20 protein-coding genes and 1 pseudogene are annotated in these 19,149 nt (G+C 64.2%); 18 read left to right on the forward strand and 3 right to left on the reverse strand.

The genetic code is table 11. The features are described 5' to 3' along the window. Positions 1–79 precede the first annotated feature (79 nt). Both AC0L3P_RS36050 and AC0L3P_RS36055 read left to right on the forward strand, forming a co-directional pair. Positions 80–1,909, forward strand: a pseudogene (locus AC0L3P_RS36050) (diflavin oxidoreductase); the annotation flags it as partial. 31 nt (positions 1,910–1,940) lie between these two features. Next, positions 1,941–2,615, forward strand: coding sequence for a spermidine synthase (locus tag AC0L3P_RS36055; RefSeq protein ID WP_473308916.1), 675 nt, complete (start codon positions 1,941–1,943; stop codon positions 2,613–2,615). A gap of 29 nt (positions 2,616–2,644) precedes the next feature. On the opposite strand, the gene AC0L3P_RS36060 is transcribed toward AC0L3P_RS36055, so the two are convergent. Beyond that, positions 2,645–3,109 carry a nuclear transport factor 2 family protein gene (locus AC0L3P_RS36060; protein ID WP_473308917.1) on the reverse strand — a complete coding sequence of 155 codons (465 nt, stop codon included), beginning with the start codon at positions 3,107–3,109 and terminating at the stop codon, positions 2,645–2,647. 130 nt (positions 3,110–3,239) lie between these two features. Further along, positions 3,240–4,154: an alpha/beta fold hydrolase gene (locus AC0L3P_RS36065; protein WP_473308918.1), complete on the reverse strand. Its 915-nt coding sequence runs from the start codon at positions 4,152–4,154 to the stop codon at positions 3,240–3,242. A 172-nt stretch (positions 4,155–4,326) separates the two neighbouring features. Here AC0L3P_RS36065 and AC0L3P_RS36070 point away from each other — a divergent pair, with 172 nt between their 5' ends. The 16 genes from AC0L3P_RS36070 to AC0L3P_RS36145 all read left to right on the forward strand — a co-directional run bounded on the left by AC0L3P_RS36070 (position 4,327) and on the right by AC0L3P_RS36145 (position 18,177). Further along, complete coding sequence (locus tag AC0L3P_RS36070; RefSeq protein ID WP_473308919.1) at positions 4,327–4,710, forward strand: hypothetical protein; 384 nt, start codon at positions 4,327–4,329, stop codon at positions 4,708–4,710. Then, complete coding sequence (locus tag AC0L3P_RS36075) at positions 4,707–5,789, forward strand: PHA/PHB synthase family protein (protein ID WP_007593822.1); 1,083 nt, start codon at positions 4,707–4,709, stop codon at positions 5,787–5,789. The genes AC0L3P_RS36070 and AC0L3P_RS36075 overlap by 4 nt, the downstream gene beginning before the upstream one ends. Continuing rightward, on the forward strand, positions 5,786–6,379 hold the full coding sequence (locus tag AC0L3P_RS36080; RefSeq protein ID WP_473308920.1) for a GNAT family N-acetyltransferase: 594 nt from the start codon (positions 5,786–5,788) through the stop codon (positions 6,377–6,379). The genes AC0L3P_RS36075 and AC0L3P_RS36080 overlap by 4 nt, the downstream gene beginning before the upstream one ends. A gap of 204 nt (positions 6,380–6,583) precedes the next feature. Beyond that, positions 6,584–7,039, forward strand: coding sequence for a phasin (locus AC0L3P_RS36085; protein ID WP_473308921.1), 456 nt, complete (start codon positions 6,584–6,586; stop codon positions 7,037–7,039). Between the two features lie 197 nt (positions 7,040–7,236). Then, positions 7,237–8,523, forward strand: a complete 1,287-nt coding sequence (locus AC0L3P_RS36090; protein ID WP_473308922.1) for a DUF445 domain-containing protein — start codon at positions 7,237–7,239, stop codon at positions 8,521–8,523. A 201-nt stretch (positions 8,524–8,724) separates the two neighbouring features. Then, the gene (locus tag AC0L3P_RS36095; RefSeq protein ID WP_473308923.1) at positions 8,725–9,495 is read left to right on the forward strand and encodes an esterase/lipase family protein; all 771 of its coding nucleotides are present in this window, start codon (positions 8,725–8,727) and stop codon (positions 9,493–9,495) included. A 92-nt stretch (positions 9,496–9,587) separates the two neighbouring features. Beyond that, positions 9,588–10,454, forward strand: a complete 867-nt coding sequence (gene paaX, locus AC0L3P_RS36100; protein WP_473308924.1) for a phenylacetic acid degradation operon negative regulatory protein PaaX — start codon at positions 9,588–9,590, stop codon at positions 10,452–10,454. A gap of 76 nt (positions 10,455–10,530) precedes the next feature. Further along, a complete protein-coding gene (gene paaA, locus AC0L3P_RS36105; RefSeq protein WP_354056487.1) occupies positions 10,531–11,523 on the forward strand; it encodes a 1,2-phenylacetyl-CoA epoxidase subunit PaaA in 993 nt (330 codons plus the stop codon). Between the two features lie 10 nt (positions 11,524–11,533). Continuing rightward, a complete protein-coding gene (paaB, locus tag AC0L3P_RS36110; RefSeq protein WP_211396968.1) occupies positions 11,534–11,821 on the forward strand; it encodes a 1,2-phenylacetyl-CoA epoxidase subunit PaaB in 288 nt (95 codons plus the stop codon). Next, positions 11,821–12,597: a 1,2-phenylacetyl-CoA epoxidase subunit PaaC gene (gene paaC, locus AC0L3P_RS36115; protein WP_275170510.1), complete on the forward strand. Its 777-nt coding sequence runs from the start codon at positions 11,821–11,823 to the stop codon at positions 12,595–12,597. Before paaB ends, paaC begins: the two co-directional genes overlap by 1 nt. Beyond that, positions 12,591–13,094: a 1,2-phenylacetyl-CoA epoxidase subunit PaaD gene (paaD, locus tag AC0L3P_RS36120; RefSeq protein ID WP_354056486.1), complete on the forward strand. Its 504-nt coding sequence runs from the start codon at positions 12,591–12,593 to the stop codon at positions 13,092–13,094. Before paaC ends, paaD begins: the two co-directional genes overlap by 7 nt. Positions 13,095–13,096: 2 nt before the next feature. Then, complete coding sequence (gene paaE, locus AC0L3P_RS36125; RefSeq protein WP_354056484.1) at positions 13,097–14,179, forward strand: 1,2-phenylacetyl-CoA epoxidase subunit PaaE; 1,083 nt, start codon at positions 13,097–13,099, stop codon at positions 14,177–14,179. A gap of 55 nt (positions 14,180–14,234) precedes the next feature. Continuing rightward, positions 14,235–14,684: a hydroxyphenylacetyl-CoA thioesterase PaaI gene (gene paaI, locus AC0L3P_RS36130; protein ID WP_275170513.1), complete on the forward strand. Its 450-nt coding sequence runs from the start codon at positions 14,235–14,237 to the stop codon at positions 14,682–14,684. Positions 14,685–14,712: 28 nt separating this feature from the next. After that, a complete protein-coding gene (gene paaK / locus AC0L3P_RS36135) occupies positions 14,713–16,044 on the forward strand; it encodes a phenylacetate--CoA ligase PaaK (protein ID WP_354100837.1) in 1,332 nt (443 codons plus the stop codon). A 64-nt stretch (positions 16,045–16,108) separates the two neighbouring features. Then, positions 16,109–17,116, forward strand: a complete 1,008-nt coding sequence (locus tag AC0L3P_RS36140) for a quinone oxidoreductase family protein (RefSeq protein ID WP_354056482.1) — start codon at positions 16,109–16,111, stop codon at positions 17,114–17,116. A gap of 2 nt (positions 17,117–17,118) precedes the next feature. Next, positions 17,119–18,177, forward strand: coding sequence for a YeeE/YedE family protein (locus AC0L3P_RS36145; protein WP_354057519.1), 1,059 nt, complete (start codon positions 17,119–17,121; stop codon positions 18,175–18,177). On the opposite strand, the gene AC0L3P_RS36150 is transcribed toward AC0L3P_RS36145, so the two are convergent. Continuing rightward, entirely contained in the window at positions 18,156–19,070 is a 915-nt protein-coding gene (locus AC0L3P_RS36150; protein ID WP_473308925.1) for a DMT family transporter, read from the reverse strand. The genes AC0L3P_RS36145 and AC0L3P_RS36150 overlap by 22 nt on opposite strands. Positions 19,071–19,149: the final 79 nt, after the last annotated feature.

Here is a 19,149-nt window from a genome sequence, read left to right on the forward strand (position 1 = left end):
CCCCCCCCCCCCCCCCCGCCCCCCCCCCCGCCCCCCCCCCCCCCCCCCCCCCCCCCCCCCCCCCCCCCCGGGCGGGGGGGGGGGGGGGGGGGGGCCGGGCGGGGCGCCCCCCCCCCCCCCCCCCCCCCCGCGCCAACCCACCGCGCGTCCCGGCCACAATACGCCAATGCTGGTGCTTTACGGTTCCAATCTCGGCACCGCCGAGGAGCTGGCGACGCGGATGGCCGATCTTGCCGAAATCAACGGCTTTGCCGTGCATCTCGGGCCGCTCGACGATTACGTCGGCAAGCTGCCGCGGGAGGGCGGCGTGCTGATCATTTGCGCCTCCTATAACGGGGCGCCGCCGGACAATGCGACGAAATTTGTCAAATGGCTCGGCGACGAGCTGCCGAAGGATGCGTTTGCCAATGTGCGATACGCCGTGTTCGGCTGCGGCAACAGCGACTGGGCCGCGACCTATCAATCGGTGCCTCGCTTCATCGACGAACAGTTGTCGGCGCATGGCGCGCGCGCGGTCTATCCGCGCGGCGAAGGCGATGCGCGCAGCGATCTCGACGGCCAGTTTCAGAAATGGTTCCCGGCAGCCGCCCAGGTCGCGACCAAGGAATTCGGCATCGACTGGAATTTCACCCGTACCGCGGAGGACGATCCGCTTTACGCGATCGAGCCGGTCGCGGTGACCGCCGTCAACACCATCGTCGCCCAGGGCGGCGCGGTTGCCATGAAGGTGCTGGGCAATGACGAGCTCCAGAACAAGGCCGGGTCCAATCCGTCGGAGCGTTCGACACGCCACATCGAGGTGCAGCTGCCGTCCAACATCACGTACCGGGTCGGCGACCATCTGAGTGTGGTCCCGCGCAACGACCCGACGCTGGTGGATTCGGTTGCCCGTCGCTTCGGCTTCCTGCCGGCCGACCAGATCAGGCTTCAGGTCGCCGAAGGCCGCCGCGCGCAATTGCCGGTGGGCGATGCCGTGTCGGTTGGTCGCCTGCTCAGCGAGTTCGTCGAGCTCCAGCAAGTGGCGACGCGGAAGCAGATCCAGATCATGGCCGAGCACACCCGCTGCCCGGTGACCAAGCCGAAGCTGCTGGCCTTCGTGGGCGAGGAGCCTGAAACACTCGAGCGCTATCGCAGCGAGATTCTGGCCAGGCGGAAATCGGTGTTCGATCTGCTGCTCGAATATCCGGCCTGCGAATTGCCGTTCCACGTCTATCTGGAAATGCTCTCGCTGCTGGCGCCGCGTTATTATTCGATCTCGTCTTCGCCGTCGGTCGACCCGGTTCGTTGCAGCGTCACGGTCGGCGTGGTTGAAGGACCGGCCGCCTCCGGCCGCGGCACCTACAAGGGTATCTGCTCGAACTATCTCGCCAATCGGCGCGCGGGGGACGTGATCCATGCAACCGTGCGTGAGACCAAGGCCGGCTTCCGCCTTCCGGACGATCCGTCCGTGCCGATCGTCATGATCGGCCCGGGCACGGGATTGGCGCCGTTCCGCGGCTTCCTCCAGGAGCGCGCCGCGCGCAAGGCCAAGGGCGCCGCGCTCGGTCCGGCCATGCTGTTTTTCGGCTGCCGGCATCCCGATCAGGATTTTCTCTACGCGGACGAGCTGAAGGCGCTGGCGGCGAGCGGCATCACCGAGCTGTTCACGGCATTCTCGCGCGCGGAGGGCCCGAAGACCTATGTGCAGCACCTCCTCACCGCGCACAAGGACAAGGTCTGGCCGCTGATCGAGCGGGGCGCGATCGTCTATGTCTGTGGCGACGGCAGCAAGATGGAGCCCGACGTGAAGGCGGCGCTGGTCGCGATCCATCGCGAGAAGAGCGGCAGCGATGCCGCCACGGCTGCCGGCTGGATCGAGGAGATGGGCGCGAAGAACCGGTATGTGCTGGACGTGTGGGCGGGAGGGTAGGCCGGCGGCCGGGACATGCTAAAGCTCTTGCATGATTCCCTGGGAAAAGATCGATACCGCCAAAATCCCCGGCTCCGATGAAGAGCTTCGCCTGATGCGGCGAGGCAAGGAGTTTTCCATCAAGCTCGGCACCAACGAGCTGATGAACAACCGCCTGTCGGGCTCGGAGGCCGCGCTCGCCACACTCGCGGCGAAGCAGATCGAGACGGTCGCGAAACCTGTCGTCCTCATCGGCGGCCTGGGCATGGGTTTTACGCTGCGTGCGGCGCTCACCGTGCTGGGAGGCAAGGCGAAGATCGTGGTCTGCGAGCTCGTGCCGGCGGTGGTCGCCTGGGCGCGGGGCCCGATGGCGCAGGTGTTCGGCGACAGTCTCGATGATCCCAGGGTGAGCATCCGGGAAACCGACGTCGGCGACATCATCCGCGCGCGGCGGTCGGCCTTCGACGCCATTCTCCTCGACGTCGACAACGGACCGGAAGGGCTGACCCGGAAGGGCAATGATGCGCTCTACGATGCGAGCGGATTGAAGGCTGCGAAGACGGCGCTGCGGCCGGGCGGCGTGCTCGCGGTCTGGTCCTCGGGACCCAACCCGGCCTTCACCAAGCGGCTCGCAAGCGCCGGCTTCGACGTCAACGAAGTCAATATCCGCGCTACCGGAAGAGGCGGTGGCGCGCGTCACGTGATCTGGATGGCCAGGAAGAGCTAGGCCGTCCGTGCAGCAGCCGGTTCAATCCGTCAGAACATCGTGTTGTTGTTCGCGGGAGTTTCGGGGATGGCCTGAACGACGTCCCAGTGTTCGACGACTTTGCCGTTCTCCAGCTTGAAGATGTCGAGGATCGCGTTGCCCCTGCTGCCGGGCTCGCGAACCGCGTGAACGTGCAGGATGACGTAGTCGCCATCCACGAAGCTGCGCTTGATCTCGCTGTGTGAGTTCGGGAATTTCTCGCGGAGGAAGCCGATGAACTTTCGGAAACCGTCCGGACCATCGGCCGCGTTTGGATTGTGCTGGACATAACGGTCGCCGACATAGGCGAGGGCTGCATCGGCATCCTTTTGGTTGAGCCCCTTTTCGTAGAAGGCAAGGACAGTTTTGCGGTTGGCTTCTTCTTGCGCGCTACCCGCCATCGCGGCGCCGCTGGCGAGGGACAGCGTGATGACTGAAGCAGCGACGATCGCGGCTGACCGGACGATGTGATGCATGTGAACTCCGAGAGGCTGCAGCCTCTTCCTGCCCGTTGAAAGGAAGACCTGTATAGCTTTCGCACCGGCTCGCGTTAAGAGAGTAACCGGCAGCTCACATGGTCACCGCGAGGAGACCTTGTGCGCCGGTCTAGGCCGCCTGCGCTGCCGCTCCATTTGCATGCTTGGCGATGGCGCCGATGATCTCCGGCCAGAAGCGCATCGGCAGCGCATGGCCCATGCCGTCGATCATCAGCAGCTTGGCGCCCGGAATTGACTCTGCCGTATCCCTGCCGCCCTCGGGACGGACCAGCGGATCGACGGTGCCATGGATGACGAGTGTCGGCGTCTTCACGCCATGCAGCCGCTCCTTGCGGCTGCCGGAGGCGAGCACCGCGCGGAGCTGCCGGCCGACGCCGGCCGGATTGAGCCCGCGCGCGAACACGCGTTCGGCACGACCGGGATCGAGCGCCTCTTCCTCCGGAAAGGACCCGGCTCGCAACACGTTCCAGGTCTGGCCGTAGCGGACGATGAACTCCTCCTTGCTGCGCGGCGGCGGCGCCATCAGCATCGCGGCGGCCTCACGTGTCGGGGGCGGCACGCGCGGATTGCCGGTCGTCGACATGATCGATGTCAGTGAGCGCACGCGCTCGGGAAACGACAACGTCACTTCTTGCGCAATCATGCCGCCCATGGACGCCCCGACCAGATGCGCCGACTTGATGCCGAGCGCATCCATCAGCCCGACAGTGTCTTTCGCCATGTCGATCAGCTTGTAGGTTGCGGCCACGGGAATCCTGAGGAAGCGGAGCTTCAACAGCTCGAGCGGCGTCAGACGCTTGCCGCCTGTGAGATGGCTCGACTTGCCGATGTCGCGATTGTCGAACCGGATGACGCGAAAGCCGTGCGCGGCGAGCTGCTCGCAGAACGCATCATCCCAGTGGATCATCTGGGCGCCCAACCCCATGATCAGCAGCAGCGGCTCGGCGTTGTCGTTGCCGAAAATATCGTAACAGATGTCGATGCCGTTGGCGCGGACGGTTTGCGGCGGCTGATAGGCATTCACGGGTGCGTTCCCTCGGCTTTTGATTGATGCTGTATCGCACGGTTTCCCCTCGCAATGAAGCCGCGTTCGCGACACCGAACCCGCTGCTTGCCGGTTGACCGGCACCGCGCAACGGTGTGGTATGGCGAAAAAAGGGAAGGGCATCGAAGCTCTCGATTTCAGGAGGACGCCGATGACCGACAAGAGCAACGACCCCATCGCCGTGTGGCAAAAGATGATTGGCGAGATGGAAAAGGGGTTCAACTCCTTCGCCAACCAGGCCATGTCGTCGCCCGAGTTTTCGCAAGCCGTGAACCGGGCCGGCGGCGTTGCTGCAGGTGCTCAGAAGCAGCTCGGCGAGCTCATGGAGAAATATCTGGTCTCCATGAATCTGCCGAGCCGGGACCAGGTCACCGGCCTTGCGGAACGGCTGCAGTCCATCGAAGGACAGATCGTTGAGATCAAGTCGATGCTGAGCCAGATGGCGGCAAGTTCCGGCATTTCTCAGGGCTCCGATACTGCATTGCGCCCGCCGCGCACCAAGCGCCCGCCGTCTGAAGGCGGAGAGCAGGCATGAATGCACCCGCCGGATTAGATTTCGCAGGGATCCCGGAGCGCATCCAGTCCGAGGTGCAGCGCGCCATCCAGCGCAGCATCAAGGGCGTCGAATATTTCTCGACGTCCGGTCCCACGCTGGGCTCGACGCCTAAGGACGTGCTGCATTCGCGCGGCACGATGAGCCTCTACCATTATCGGCCGATGTCCGACGAGATCTATCGAATTCCGATCTTGATCGTGATGGCGACCACCAATCGCGGTTACATTCTCGACCTCGTGCCCGGCCAGAGCTTCATCGAGTTCCTCTTGAAGCGCGGCTACGACGTCTACATGCTCGACTGGAGCGCGCCACGGCCGGAGGAGAAGAGCCTCCGCATGGAGGACTATGTCCTCGACTTCATCCCGGACTGCATCCGCCGCGTGCAGCAGGATTCCGGCGAACAGGACGTCTCCGTCATCGGCTATTGCTTCGGCGGCGTGCTGTCGCTGCTCTACGGCTCGATCCACAGGGACGGGCCGATGAAGAATCTGATCTGCTTCACCACGCCGATCGACTTTCGCGAGATGAAGCTGTTCTCGAACTTCTCCGACCGTCGCTATTTCGACGTCGATCGCCTCGTCGATAGCGTCGGCAACGTGCCGCCCGAGATGATCCTGTCGTCGTTCGAGATGCTGCGCCCGGCCTCCCGCACCGTCAGCCAGATCCAACTCTGGGAAAACATCTGGAACGACGAGTTCGTCAAATCCTACCGGATGTTCGACCGCTGGGCGACCGACACGCTGCCGCTGGCCGGCGAATATTTCCGCACCATCACCAAGGACCTGATGTGGGACAACAAGCTGTTCAACGACACCATGTCGGTCGGCGGCCGTGCTGCGAAGCTCGAGGACATCAAGGTGCCGTTCCTGCATGCGGTGGCGGAACACGACCACATCGTGCCGTATGAGGCGGCAAAGCACCTGATCGCCAAGATTGGATCGGAGGACAAGGAGGAGGTGATGCTGAAGGGCGGTCACGTCTCGCTCGTCGCCGGCGCCAATGCGGTGAAGCGGCTGTGGCCGAAACTGGATTCCTGGCTGGGGAAGAGATCGACATGAGTGAGCAGCGTTCCTATCCGCGTCACATCAAAACGGACGCCGGCGATATCGAGATCCGCCTGATGTCGCCGGCGGACGAAGCCGCGGTGCTCGCCTTCGGCAAGGGGCTGCCGACCCACGACCTGTTGTTCCTGCCGCGCAACATCAGCGAGCCGAAGGTGCTCTCCGCCTGGGTCAAGGAGATCGAGCGCGGCGCGATCACGAGCCTGCTCGCGGTCAGGGGCGGCACGGTCGTCGGCTGCGGCACGCTGGTGCGCGATCCGCACTCCTGGTCGCCCCATGTCGGCGAGATCCGGATGGTGGTTTCGCTCGACGTGCGCGGAAAGGGGGTGGGACGGACGCTGTCACAGGAGACCTTCGCACTCGCGCTCGGCGCCGGCCTCGAGAAGCTCTCGGTCCAGATGACGGTCGATCAGCAGGCGGCGATCACGCTGTTCGAGAGCCTCGGCTTCAAGGCCGAGGCGCTGCTGCGCGACCACGTCCGGGACGTCGATGGCAAGACCCACGACATCGTCGTGCTCGGTTATAACATCGCGCAGGTCCAGGCCCAGATGGAGGCCTATGGGCTGCCGGGTGCCGTCCAGCACTGAGAACCGCCGGACGGGTGTCCGGGAACCCGGATGGTCAGGGAGGCGCCAGATTGCCTCTCATTAAGGCTATTCACGGTTTCGTGATATCGCACTGCAATATGAATATTGCATCGCACAATTAACTATGCCATATAAGCCGTGCCCCGGGCCAAAGCCGGACGGGGTGAGCCCATAGCTCAACCCAATGAGGATGGAGAGACCCCAATGACCGCCGAAACCAACACCGCTTTCGAAGGCTTCAAGGACGCGTTCAAGAACATCCAGAACTTGGAAGTTCCCGAGGCCGCCCGCGAGTTCGTCAAGAAGTCCGCCAATACCGCCAAGGACCGTGCTGCCGAGGTGTTCGCTGGCTCCGAGCGCGTGACCGCCGCCGTCGAAAACGCGGTGACCGAGTCGGTTACCGAAGCCGGCAAGATCAGCCGCAACATCCAGCAGGCGATCTACGAGGACGCCGAGGCGTTCTTCGCGGGCATCGACAAGCTTGCGTCCGCCAAGTCGTTCAGCGAAGCCGTCGAGATCCAGTCCGGCCTGCTCCGCGCCCGCGGCGAAGCGTTCGTCTCGCGCGCCAAGGCGACCACCGACTATTTCGGCAAGCTCGCCGCCAACGGTGCGAAGTCCGCTCAGGACAATTTCGCCAAGGTCTACAACAAGACCGCCTGATCTGCCTGAGACGAGAAACTGAATTTGAGGCCCGCTTCGGCGGGCCTTGTTTTTGCGCCGCAGCCGTCATTGCGAGCCAACAGGTCCGCGCGAAGCGCGGCCCGATGACAGGCTCCGCGAAGCAATCCAGTCTGCCTCCGTGGAAAGACTCTGGATTGTTTCGCTTCGCTCGCAATGACGGATAGGGTGATGCTGTGATGACTCCATCAGGCACCTTCTCTTTCGACTCCCCCGGCGATGCTGAACGTGCAGCCGAGCTTCGCCGCGTGAAAGCGCTGGCGACGCTGGTGCTGGGCTCGACGCTTGTTCTGTTCGTCGTCGCGAAATGGCTGCTGCCCGTGCATCCCGTGTTCGGATTCATCGCGGCCTTCGCGGAAGCCGCGACCATCGGCGGTCTCGCTGACTGGTATGCGGTGGTGGCGCTGTTCAAGCGTCCCCTCGGCCTGCCGATCCCGCACACCGCGATCATCCAGAGCAACCAGGCCCGTATCGCCGACAAGCTCGGCGAATTCATCCAGGTGCATTTCCTCGAGGCTGCTCCCGTCGAGGCCAAGCTGAAGGAGATCGATTTCGGCTCCTTCGTTGCCGACTGGCTGCGCGATCGCAAGCGCAGCGATGATCTCGCGCGCTTTGCGCTCCGCCTGCTGCCGGAGGCTGTCTCCGCCACCGAGAGCTCCGGTCTGATGACCTTTATCGTCCGCCGCATGTCCTCGCAGCTCCAGGCCATCGACCTCGCGCCGCTCGCGGCCGGCACGTTGCGCGGTTTCGTCGCGGAAGGGCGGCACCAGATCCTGTTCGACGATCTCCTGCGCGTGATGCACGAGACGCTGAACCAGACCGAGACGATGGCGATGATCCGCGAGAAGGTGCGCGCGGAATTGCCGACCTTGCTCAGGCTCTATCGCGCCGACAAGTTCCTGGTGAACAAGATCGTGGCCTCCGCCACCGCTTTCTTCAATGAAGTGCGCAGCGATCCCAAACATCCTTTTCGCGGCGAGTTCGATCGCATGGTGCTGAGCTTCGTCGACCGGCTCGGCACCGACCAGGCCTATATCGACCGCATCGACGGTTTGAAGCGCGATCTGCTCGCGCGTCCCGAGCTCGCCGATCTCGCCCGCACCGTCTGGGCCAACACACGGTCCTTCATCGAGCGTAGCGCAAGCGGCGAGACGCAGGTGCTGCAGCATCATCTCGCCGGAATGTGTGTCGCGGCGGGCGAAGCGCTTGCCGGCGATGCCGAGCTGCGCGGCGAGATCAACAAGGGTCTGGTCGCGGTGCTGCGCAGCTTCGTCGCGGACCAGAAGAGCGGCGTTTCGACCTTCATCTCCGACCAAGTCAAATCGTGGGATATGGCGCAGCTGATTTCGCTGATCGAAATCAACATTGGCCGCGACCTGCAGTACATCCGCTTCAACGGCTCGCTGATCGGCGGGCTCGCGGGTCTTGCGCTTTACTCCGTAGAATTCCTGCTTCGATTGTTGTGACTTTTGCGTCACGGACGCCAGCATTAACGCGCGGGCCTATTGTGGGCCGGTGTGTCTCCCGCTTGAATGTCGGGAACCCGCTGCCTAGCTGATTCATGTTGCGTTGCGGAACGATCAAGAAGCCGGCGTGTTGGAATCCCATACCCATTTGCCGGCACACAACCGGGTGGCCTTTTCAGCAAGCTCCCAAGGGGACCATTGATGACCGCTACTGCCCAGACGCTGAGCCCGCCGTCCCGCACCCTGATGTTCCTGGAAGGGCGCGCGATCCACGAGTTCGGCGCATTCCTCGGCGCGCTGCCGCTGCTCAGCCTTGCGCCGCGCGGCGATGGGCATCCGGTGCTGGTTCTGCCGGGCCTCGTGGCCTCCGACGGGTCCACGCGTGCACTGCGCACCTTTCTGTCCGGCAAGGGCTATGCGGTGAGCGGCTGGCGCCAAGGCCGCAACTATGGCCTGCGCGAGGGCGTGCAGAACGCGATGGTCGACCTGGTCCAGGAGCTCAGCGACAGGCACGGCCGCAACATCAGCCTGGTCGGCTGGAGCCTCGGCGGCCTCTATGGGCGCCAGCTCGCCAAGATGATGCCCGACCGTGTGCGCCAGGTGATCACGCTCGGCAGCCCCTTTGCCGGCAATCCGCATTCGACCAATGCCTGGCGCGTCTATGAATGGGCGAGCGGCCGGAAGTCCGACGAGGTCGATCCGCAGTTCGGCGGCGACCTCGCCGTCCCGCCGCCGGTGCCGACCACGGCGATCTTCAGCCGCACCGACGGCGTCTGCGCCTGGCAGGGCTGCATGGAGAAGTCGGGCGCGCAGACCGAGAGCATCGAGATCGAGAGCAGCCATTGCGGCATGGGCCATCACCCGGCTGCGGTCTATGCCGTCGCCGATCGCCTCGCGCAGAAGGAAGGCCAGTGGCGGCCCTTCGACCGCAGCGGCTGGCGCAGCGTGGTCTATCCCGATCCGCATCGGTAGTTCTTTGCCTCTCCCTGTAAGAACGGGGAGAGGGAGAAGAGCGTCGCACCCGTCCATTGTCGCGCCCGCACCAAACGCGCTATGCCTCGCGCATGGCGCATCCGTTGTCCCGCATCATCGAGCAGCTCAAGCGCGAGCCGTCGCGCACCGGCTCCATCGTCATCACGGTGTTCGGCGATGCCATCGTGCCGCGTGGCGGTTCGGTATGGCTCGGCACGCTGCTGGAATTCTTCGAGAGCCTGGACATCGACAGCGGCGTGGTGCGTACCGCGATGTCGCGGCTTGCCGCCGATGGCTGGCTGACGCGCGAAAAGGTCGGCCGCAATAGTTTCTACCGCTTAGCCGACAAGGGCCGCCAGATCTTCGAGGCCGCGACGCGCCATATCTACGATCCGCCGCCGTCCGACTGGACCGGGCGCTTCGAGCTGCTGCTGATCGGCAATGGCGAGGATCGCGACGCCTCGCGCGAGGCGCTGCGCAATGCCGGCTTCGGCAGCCCGCTTCCGGGCGTGTGGGTCGCCCCATCAGGCGTGCCAGTGCCGGACGAGGCCGCGGGCGCCATCCGTCTGGAAGTCTCCGCCGAGGATGACAGCGGCCGCCGGCTGCTCAGCGCGAGCTGGCCGCTGGACCGCACCGCGGACGCCTATCTCAAGTTCATGAAGACCTTCGAGCCGCTGCGCGCGGCGATCGGGCGCGGCACAGAACTGTCCGAGGCCGACGCCTTCACGGCGCGCATCCTCCTGATCCACCACTACCGCCGCGTCGTGTTGCGCGATCCGCTGCTGCCCGAGGGCCTGCTTCCGGCGAACTGGCCGGGCAAGGCCGCCCGCGCTCTGTGCGGCGACATCTATCGCGCGCTGCTTGCCCCATCGGAACAATGGCTTGATGGCCATGGAACCAATGAGAAGGGGCCATTGCTGCCGGCGCGGAAGCTGCTGGAAAGGCGATTCGCGACTTGATCATTATGTTACAGAAATATCTTGCATGAGATAATTCTTGTTATATATTCCCTCTCAATAAAATGGGAGGACGCGCATGTATACCCAGGCGCTGAACACGACCGAGACCGATGATCGCGGTCTTGAGGACGCGGCCAAAGCTGCGCAGTTCCAGGCGCGCATCGATGCCGAAGAGCGCATCGAGCCGAACGACTGGATGCCGGCGGCTTATCGCAAGACGCTGACGCGCCAGATCTCCCAGCACGCTCATTCCGAAATCGTCGGCATGCTGCCCGAAGGCAATTGGATCACGCGCGCGCCGTCCTTGCGCCGCAAGGCCGCGCTGCTCGCCAAGGTGCAGGACGAGTGCGGCCACGGGTTGTATCTCTATGCCGCGGCCGAGACACTCGGCACTTCGCGCGAAGAGCTGGTCGACGCCATGCTCGCGGGCAAGGCAAAATATTCCTCGATATTCAACTATCCGACGCTGACCTGGGCCGACATCGGAACCATCGGCTGGCTGGTCGACGGCGCGGCGATCATGAACCAGATCCCGCTGTGTCGCTGCTCCTACGGTCCTTACGCGCGCGCGATGATCCGCGTCTGCAAGGAGGAGTCGTTCCACCAGCGCCAGGGCTATGAGATCATGCTGACGCTGTGCCGCGGCTCGGACGAGCAGAAGGCGATGGCGCAGGATGCCTTGGACAGGTGGTGGTGGCCGGTGCTGATGATGTTCGGACCGCCCGATGCCACCAGCCAGCACAGCGACACCTCGACGAAATGGAAGATCAAGCGCTTCTCCAATGACGAGCTGCGCCAGAAGTTCGTCGATGCCACCGTGCCGCAGGCGCAATATCTCGGCCTCACCATTCCCGATCCCGGCATGATTCAGGATGCGGACGGGCACTGGCGTTACAGCGAGATCGACTGGACCGAGTTCAAGCAGGTGCTCGCCGGCAACGGCCCGTGCAACCGTGACCGGATGGCTGCGCGCCGCAAAGCGCATGACGAAGGCGCCTGGGTACGCGAGGCGGCCGAGGCCTATGCCGCAAAGCGCGCGCAGCGTCGAACTGCACAAGCGGCAGAGTAGGGAGATCGCGATGGCCACGCCGAACACGCCGCTGTGGGAAGTCTTCATTCGCAGCCGCAACGGGCTCGCGCACAAGCATGTCGGCTCGCTGCATGCGAGCGACGCCACGATGGCCTTGCAGGCCGCCCGCGATATCTACACCCGTCGCGGCGAGGGTCTTTCGATCTGGGTCGTGCCGTCGACGGCGATCACCGCAAGCGATCCCGCGGACAAGGGCATGATGTTCGAGCCGGCGGAATCGAAGATCTACCGGCATCCGACGTTTTACGAAGTGCCAGACGAAGTGGGGCACATGTGATGCCCGCCGCGAACATCCAGGTCTCAGAGACGCCGCTGGTGCTCTACGCATTGCGCCGCGCCGACGACGCACTGATCCTTGGACACAGGCTGTCGGAATGGTGCGGACATGCGCCAATGCTGGAAGAGGACATGGCGCTCTCCAACATCGCGCTCGACCTCATCGGCCAAGCCCGCGAACTCTACACCTACGCAGCCAAAGCCGAAGGCAAGGACAACGACGAAGACAAGCTCGCCTACCTTCGCGATGTCCGGCAGTATCGCAATCTGCTGCTCCTCGAGCAGCCGAACGGCGACTTTGCCCAGACGCTGGTGCGGCAGTTCTTCTATTCCGCCTTCGCCGATCTCTACTGGCGCGCCATGATGATCTCGCGCGATACGACGCTCGCTGCGATTGCCGCCAAGTCGGAGAAGGAGAGCGCCTATCACCTTCGCCATGCCTCGGAGTGGATCATCCGGCTGGGCGATGGTACGGATGAGAGCCACGCCCGCGCGCAGGCCGCGATCGATCATCTCTGGGCCTTCACCGGTGAGATGTTTGCCGTCGATGAAGGCGAGCGCGCCCTGATCCATGCCGATATCGCCGTCGATCCCGGAAGCTTGCGCGGTCGCTGGCTGACGACGCTCTCGGGTGTCGTCAGTGAAGCCACGCTCGAGTTGCCGCAGACCGGCTGGATGCAGCAAGGCGGTCGTTCCGGGCGGCACAGCGAGCATCTTGGCCATCTTCTGTCCGAGCTGCAGTCGATGCAGCGCACTTTCCCGGGGCAGACATGGTGACGGTGCTGGAGCCCCATAGCGAACTGCGCCAACGGGCCTGGGATGCCGCGGCGAGCGTGGTCGATCCCGAAATCCCGGTTTTGACCATCGCCGATCTCGGCGTGCTCCGTGATGTCGTGCTCGACGGCGATCACGTCGAGGTCGCGATCACCCCGACCTATTCGGGCTGCCCGGCCATGAACATGATCGCGCTGGAAATCGAGGTCGCGCTGGAGCGCGCAGGTTTCCGCACGCCAAAGGTCCGCACCGTGCTGTCGCCGGCCTGGACCACCGACTGGATGAGCGAAGAGGGCCGCCGGAAGCTTCACGCCTACGGCATCGCGCCGCCGCAGGCTTCGAATTCACGCCGCGCGCTGTTCGGCGAGCAGGCTGTTACGTGCCCGCAATGCGGCTCGGCGAATACCGAGTTGTTGTCCGAATTCGGCTCCACCTCGTGCAAGGCTCTCTGGCGCTGCAGGACCTGCCGCGAACCCTTCGATTATTTTAAGTGTCATTGATCATGTCAGCAGCCGCACCACGCTTCCATCGCCTGGCCGTCAACGACCTCCGCCGCGAGGCGACGGACGCCGTATCGCTGACATTTGCCATCCCGACCGAGCTTGCGACCGACTACGCCTTCACGCCCGGCCAATACCTCACACTCCGCACCATGCTCGATGGCGAGGAAGTGCGCCGCTCCTATTCGATCTGCTCCGGCCCCGACGACGGCGAGATACGCATCGCCGTCAAGAAGGTTGATGGAGGCGCGTTTTCGAGCTGGGCGGCGGACGATTTGAAGTGTGGCGACGCGCTGGACGTGATGACGCCTACGGGACGCTTCGGCGTGATCCCGCCGGCCGGCGCCGGCCGCATCCATGTCGGCTTTGCCGCAGGCTCCGGCATCACGCCGATCCTGTCGATCGTCAAGGGCACGCTTGCGCGCGAACCGGACAGCCACTTCTTCCTGTTCTACGGCAATCGCACGACTGACAACATCATGTTCCTCGAGGCGCTTGAAGAGCTCAAGGACCGTTTCATCGACCGCCTCTCGATCTTCCACGTCATCTCGGGCGAGGAACAGGATATTCCGATCCTGCACGGCCGGCTCGACGGTGACAAGGTGAGGGTGCTGCTGCGCTCGCTGGTGCCAGCGGAAAGCGTCGATCACGTCTTCATCTGCGGTCCGTCCGGCATGAGCGAGGACATCGAGGCGACCTGCCGAGATCTCGACATCGCGGAAGATCGTATCCACGTCGAACGGTTTGTCTCCGAATTCGGTGGCAAGCCGCGGCCGAAGAAGATCGTTGCGCCGGACGCGCCGCCGAAAGCGATCGCGTCGCTGATCATCGACGGCAAGCGCCGCGACGTGCCGGTCGCCGAGGACGAGGCGATCCTCGATGCCGCACTGCGCGCCGGCGTCGATCTACCCTTCGCCTGCAAGGGCGGCATGTGCTCGACCTGCCGCGCCAAACTGGTGGAAGGTGAGGCGCCGATGGACATCAACTACTCGCTGGAACCCTGGGAGCTGAAGGCCGGCTTTGTCCTGACCTGTCAGGCGAAACCATCGTCGGAGCGGGTCGTGGTCGATTACGACCACGTTTGACAGCTTGAGCCAGGCAGCAGAACATCGTGTGCAAACAATCGGACGGGAGAAGCGCGTGAACGTCAAAGCCTCCTTGTCGCCCGAGGATGTTGCCCGCGCCTGCGCGGATGCGATGTGGGCGGAGGACGATGCCTCCAAAGGACTCGGCATGGAGATCGTCGAGATCGGGCCGGGCTATGCGACGCTGGCGATGAATGTGCGGCCGGACATGGTCAACGGCCAGCGCATCGCCCATGGCGGCTTCATCTTCACGCTGGCCGATTCCGCCTTCGCTTTCGCGTGCAACTCGCATAACGACCGCGTCGTGGCGGCGCAGGGCCAGATCACTTTCATCAAGCCGGGCAAGCTCGGCGATCGCCTCGTCGCAAAAGCGCGCGAGGTCACGCGCGGCGGCCGCTCCGGAATCTATGACGTGCGCGTCACTGCCGGCGATACAGTCATCGCCGAATTCCGCGGGCATTCGCGGGTTATTTCCGGCAATTGGCTGCCGGCGCAGGACCAATAAAGAAAAGCAATGATACGGGGAAACGAGGATGGCTCTGACGAGGCTCAAGGAAGGTGGCGACACCTATAAGGCCGAGCTGGATGCGCACGAGCGCGCATCGCGCGACGAAATCATAGCGCTGCAGGTGCAGCGGCTGGCCTGGTCGCTGAAGCACGCCTACGACAACGTCGCTCACTATCGCGAGGCCTTCAATGCGGCCGGCGTGCATCCGTCGCAATTTCGAGAGCTCTCGGATCTTGCGAAATTCCCGTTCACGGTGAAGACGGATTTGCGCGACAATTATCCCTTCAACATGTTTGCCGTGCCCCGTGAAAAACTGGTGCGCGTGCATGCGTCCTCCGGCACGACGGGCAAGCCGATCGTGGTGGGCTATACGCAACGCGACATCGACACATGGTCGGACGTGATGGCGCGCTCGATCCGCGCCGCCGGGGGTCGCACCGGCATGATCATCCACAATGCCTATGGCTACGGCCTCTTCACCGGCGGGTTAGGGGTGCACTATGGCGCCGAAAAGCTCGGCTGCACGGTGGTGCCGATCTCCGGAGGCATGACCGAGCGGCAGGTGCAGCTCATCAACGATTTCCGGCCCGACATCATCACGGTGACGCCGAGCTACATGCTTGCGATCCTCGACGAGTTCAAGCGCCAGAAGCTCGATCCGCGCCAGTGCTCGCTCAAGGTCGGCATTTTCGGCGCGGAGCCCTGGACCAATGCGATGCGCGGCGAGATCGAGGATGCCTTGGACATGGATGCGACCGACATCTATGGCCTCTCCGAAGTGATCGGCCCCGGCGTCGCCCAGGAATGCATCGAGAGCAAGGACGGACTGCACATCTGGGAAGACCATTTCTATCCTGAAGTGATCGACCCCGACACAGGTGCGGTGCTGCCCGACGGGGAAAAGGGCGAACTGGTCTTTACTTCGCTCACCAAGGAAGCATTTCCGGTGATCCGCTATCGCACCCGCGATCTCACGCGCCTGTTGCCGGGCACGGCGCGGCCGGGCATGCGGCGGATGGAGAAGGTGACGGGGCGCTCAGACGACATGATCATCCTGCGCGGCGTCAACCTGTTCCCGACCCAGATCGAGGAGGTTCTGCTCGCCACCGACTGGTGCGGCGGGCATTTCATTCTGGAACTCACCCGCGAAGGACGAATGGACGAGCTGACCATCATTGCCGAGGCGCGGCCGGAGAGTTGGGACGGCCGGGGTCTCCTCGATCATGCCGACCGGATCTCTACTCACATCAAGAACACCATTGGCATCAGCTCCAGGGTGAGCGTGGTTGCGCCGGCCACGCTGGAGCGCTCGCTCGGCAAGGCCAAGCGGCTCTACGACAAGCGGCCCAAGGATTGACTTGACGGATTGACTCGACCGTCCCCAAAGGCGACAAGGCCCGCGAGAAGTTGTGGGCCTTTCGATGTCACCACCAGCCGATACCAGAGCCGTCGACGCGCGCTGCGTGCGCCTCAATGCCAAGGCCGAGAACGCCGCCGCGCTTGCACCTGCCGTCGAGCGTCATACCCTCGCGCGTGGTCCGAATGATCTCCTGATCGAGATCAAGGCTGCCGCCGTCAATCCGTCCGACGTCAAGGCCGCGACGGGGCTAATGCCCTATGCCGTCTTTCCGCGCACGCCCGGGCGCGACTACGCAGGTGTGGTGATCGACGGACCGGCCGGTATGATCGGCCGCGAGGTGTTCGGCTCCTCCGGCGATCTCGGCATCCGTCGCGACGGCACTCACGCCAGCCATCTCGTCGTTGAATCCGACGCGGTGGTCGATAAGCCCAAGACCGTGTCCTGGGAGGAGGCCGCCGGCATCGGCGTGCCCTTTGTCACCGCGATGGAGGGTTTTCGCCGCGCCAGCATTCCAAAGTCCGGCGAAACGGTGCTGGTGTTCGGCGTCAACGGCAAGGTCGGTCAAGCGGCGGTGCAGATCGCGACCTGGCAGGGCGCGCGTGTCATCGGCGTGGTGCGCAAGGCGGAAGCTTATGAGGGCCATACCAACGCGTCCATCGAAGTGATCGACGCTTCCGCGACCGATGTGGCCACACGCGTACGCGAGTTGACCGATGGTAAAGGCGCCGACATCGTCTTCAACACGGTCGGCGATCCCTATTTCCAGGCGGCGCACAAGTCGCTCGCGCTTCGCGGCCGCCAGATCCTGATCGCCGCGATCGACCGCATCGTGCAGTTCAACATCCTCGAATTCTATCGCGGGCAACATACCTATGTCGGCATCGACACGCTCGGCCTGTCGTCGATCGCGACAGGTGCTGTGCTGCGTGACCTCGGCCCGGGCTTCGCGAGCGGACACCTGAAACCGTTCCCGATCAAGGCGAACGCCGTCTATCCGCTCGAACGCGCGAAGGAGGCCTATGTCGCCGTTGCCGGCTCGTCGCGGGATCGCGTGATCCTGAAGCCTTGATGATGGAATCGTCCACCCAACTCGTCATCCTCGCCGGCCTCGTCATTGGCCTGGTTTACGGCGCCGTCGGCCTGCTCAGCGGCTTCTGCCTGATGAGCAGCATGCGCGGCTGGCTGTCGAAGGGGGACGGGCGGCTGGTACGCACCTATGCGTTGGCGATCGCGGTTGCGACCGCAGCGAGCCAATTCATCGCCGGCAACGGCATGGTCGATCTCGGCAAGTCGATCTACCTGCAACAGTCGTTTTCGGTGCCGGTGCTGTTTCTCGGCGGGCTTCTGTTCGGATATGGCATGGTGCTGTCGAACGGCTGCGGTTCGCGCGCGCTGGTGCTGCTCGGTCGCGGCAATCTCCGCTCCTTCGTCGTGGTGGTCGTGCTCGCCATCGCCGCGCAGATGACGCTCAAGGGCCTGATCGCGCCGGCGCGCATCGCGCTTGTCCAGGCCTCGCAAACCACGGTCAACGTGAATTCGCTGCCGTCATTGTTGGCCGTGTTCGGTCCGGCTGAAGCGGTTTCGCGCGCGCTGGCTGCTGCCGTCATCGTCGTCGTGCTGATCCTGTTTGCTTTCGCGCACCCGGCGTTCCGGCGTTCGCCCGGCCAGATCGCAGCCGGCGTCATCGTCGGTCTCCTGGTCGCCGGCGGCTGGCTCGTCACTGGCTATCTCGGCGCAGATGACTTCAACCCCGTCCCAGTGACCTCGCTCACCTTCATCGCGCCGATCGCGGATAGCCTGCAATACGCCATGCTCTCGACCGGCCTGACGCCGAATTTCGGCATCGCGACAGTTGCCGGTGTCTTCGCTGGCAGTCTGGTCACCGCGCTTGCGACCGGCCGTTTCCATCTCGAAGGCTATTCCTCGCCACGCCACATGCTGCGATCGGCGGGTGGCGCCGCGCTGATGGGCATCGGCGGCGTGATGGCCTTCGGCTGTTCGATCGGGCAGGGGCTCACTGGCGTATCGACGCTCGCGCTCGGCTCGTTTGTCGCACTTGCCGGCATCCTGCTCGGCACGACGGCGGGCTTGCGCGGGATGCTGCGCGTTCAGCCCTTCGCGGTAGCCTGACCACGCAGCAGGCGATCGCCAAGTGTTGCGAGACCGATGCCGGTGACGATCAGCGCCGCCGCGATCGCAAGGCTCATGTCGATCGGCTCGCCCAGCAGGATCGCGGCGCTGGCGATGCCGACGAGAGGTGTTGCGGTGGTGCCGAGCGAGGTCGTCAGGGCCGAGATACTCTTGTTCACCATCGACATCGCCCAATAGGCCAGCACCGTTCCGATCAGCCCGGAATACAGGAACAGCAGGACGAGCCTCCACGACCACTCCACCCGCGGCAGGCCCTCCGCGATGGTCGCGCTCACTGACAGCACGATAGTCGCCACCAGCACCTGCCAGATCAGAAGCTGGAGCGGCGAGGCGATCCAGCGATGCGCGCGAATATAGATGATGTTCCCGGCCCAGGAGATTGCGGCCAGGATAACCATGCCGGCGCCGAGCACGACATTGGTATTGGCCCAGTCGATCGAGGCCGGGTTCAGGATGACGATCAGGCCGATCAGCCCCAGCAGTGCGCCGGCGAGCTTCGGCGGCGTCAAAGTGTCCTTCCCGAGCAGGGGCGCGGCGATCGCGACCCAGAGCGGTGTGGTGTAGCCGAGCACGACGCCCTTGCTTGCGGGCAGGAAGCGCAGACCCGAAGCAACCAGAACCGAAAACAGCGTCATGTGCAGCAGTGCAACGCTGAGGACGACCGGAATGTCACGCCGGTCCGGGATCACTAGATTGTTGCTGAGCCCGAGGATCACGGACAATCCAGCCAGCGCGATCCAGCTCCGGATCGTCGCGCTCCACAGCGGCGGCACGAACTGCACCAGCTGCTTCGTCACCGACCAGTTCACGCCCCAAGCCAGCACGACGATGAGGAACAGGCCAACGGCCGCGCGGGGGGAAAGGGAGTTCATCTCACAGGTCCTTGAAGCAATCCGGTCCTGCGGATAGCTTCTATCTGGCACCTTAAGAAGTGCCAGATAGGAAAGGATT

The organism is Bradyrhizobium sp. WSM4874, from assembly GCF_055811835.1.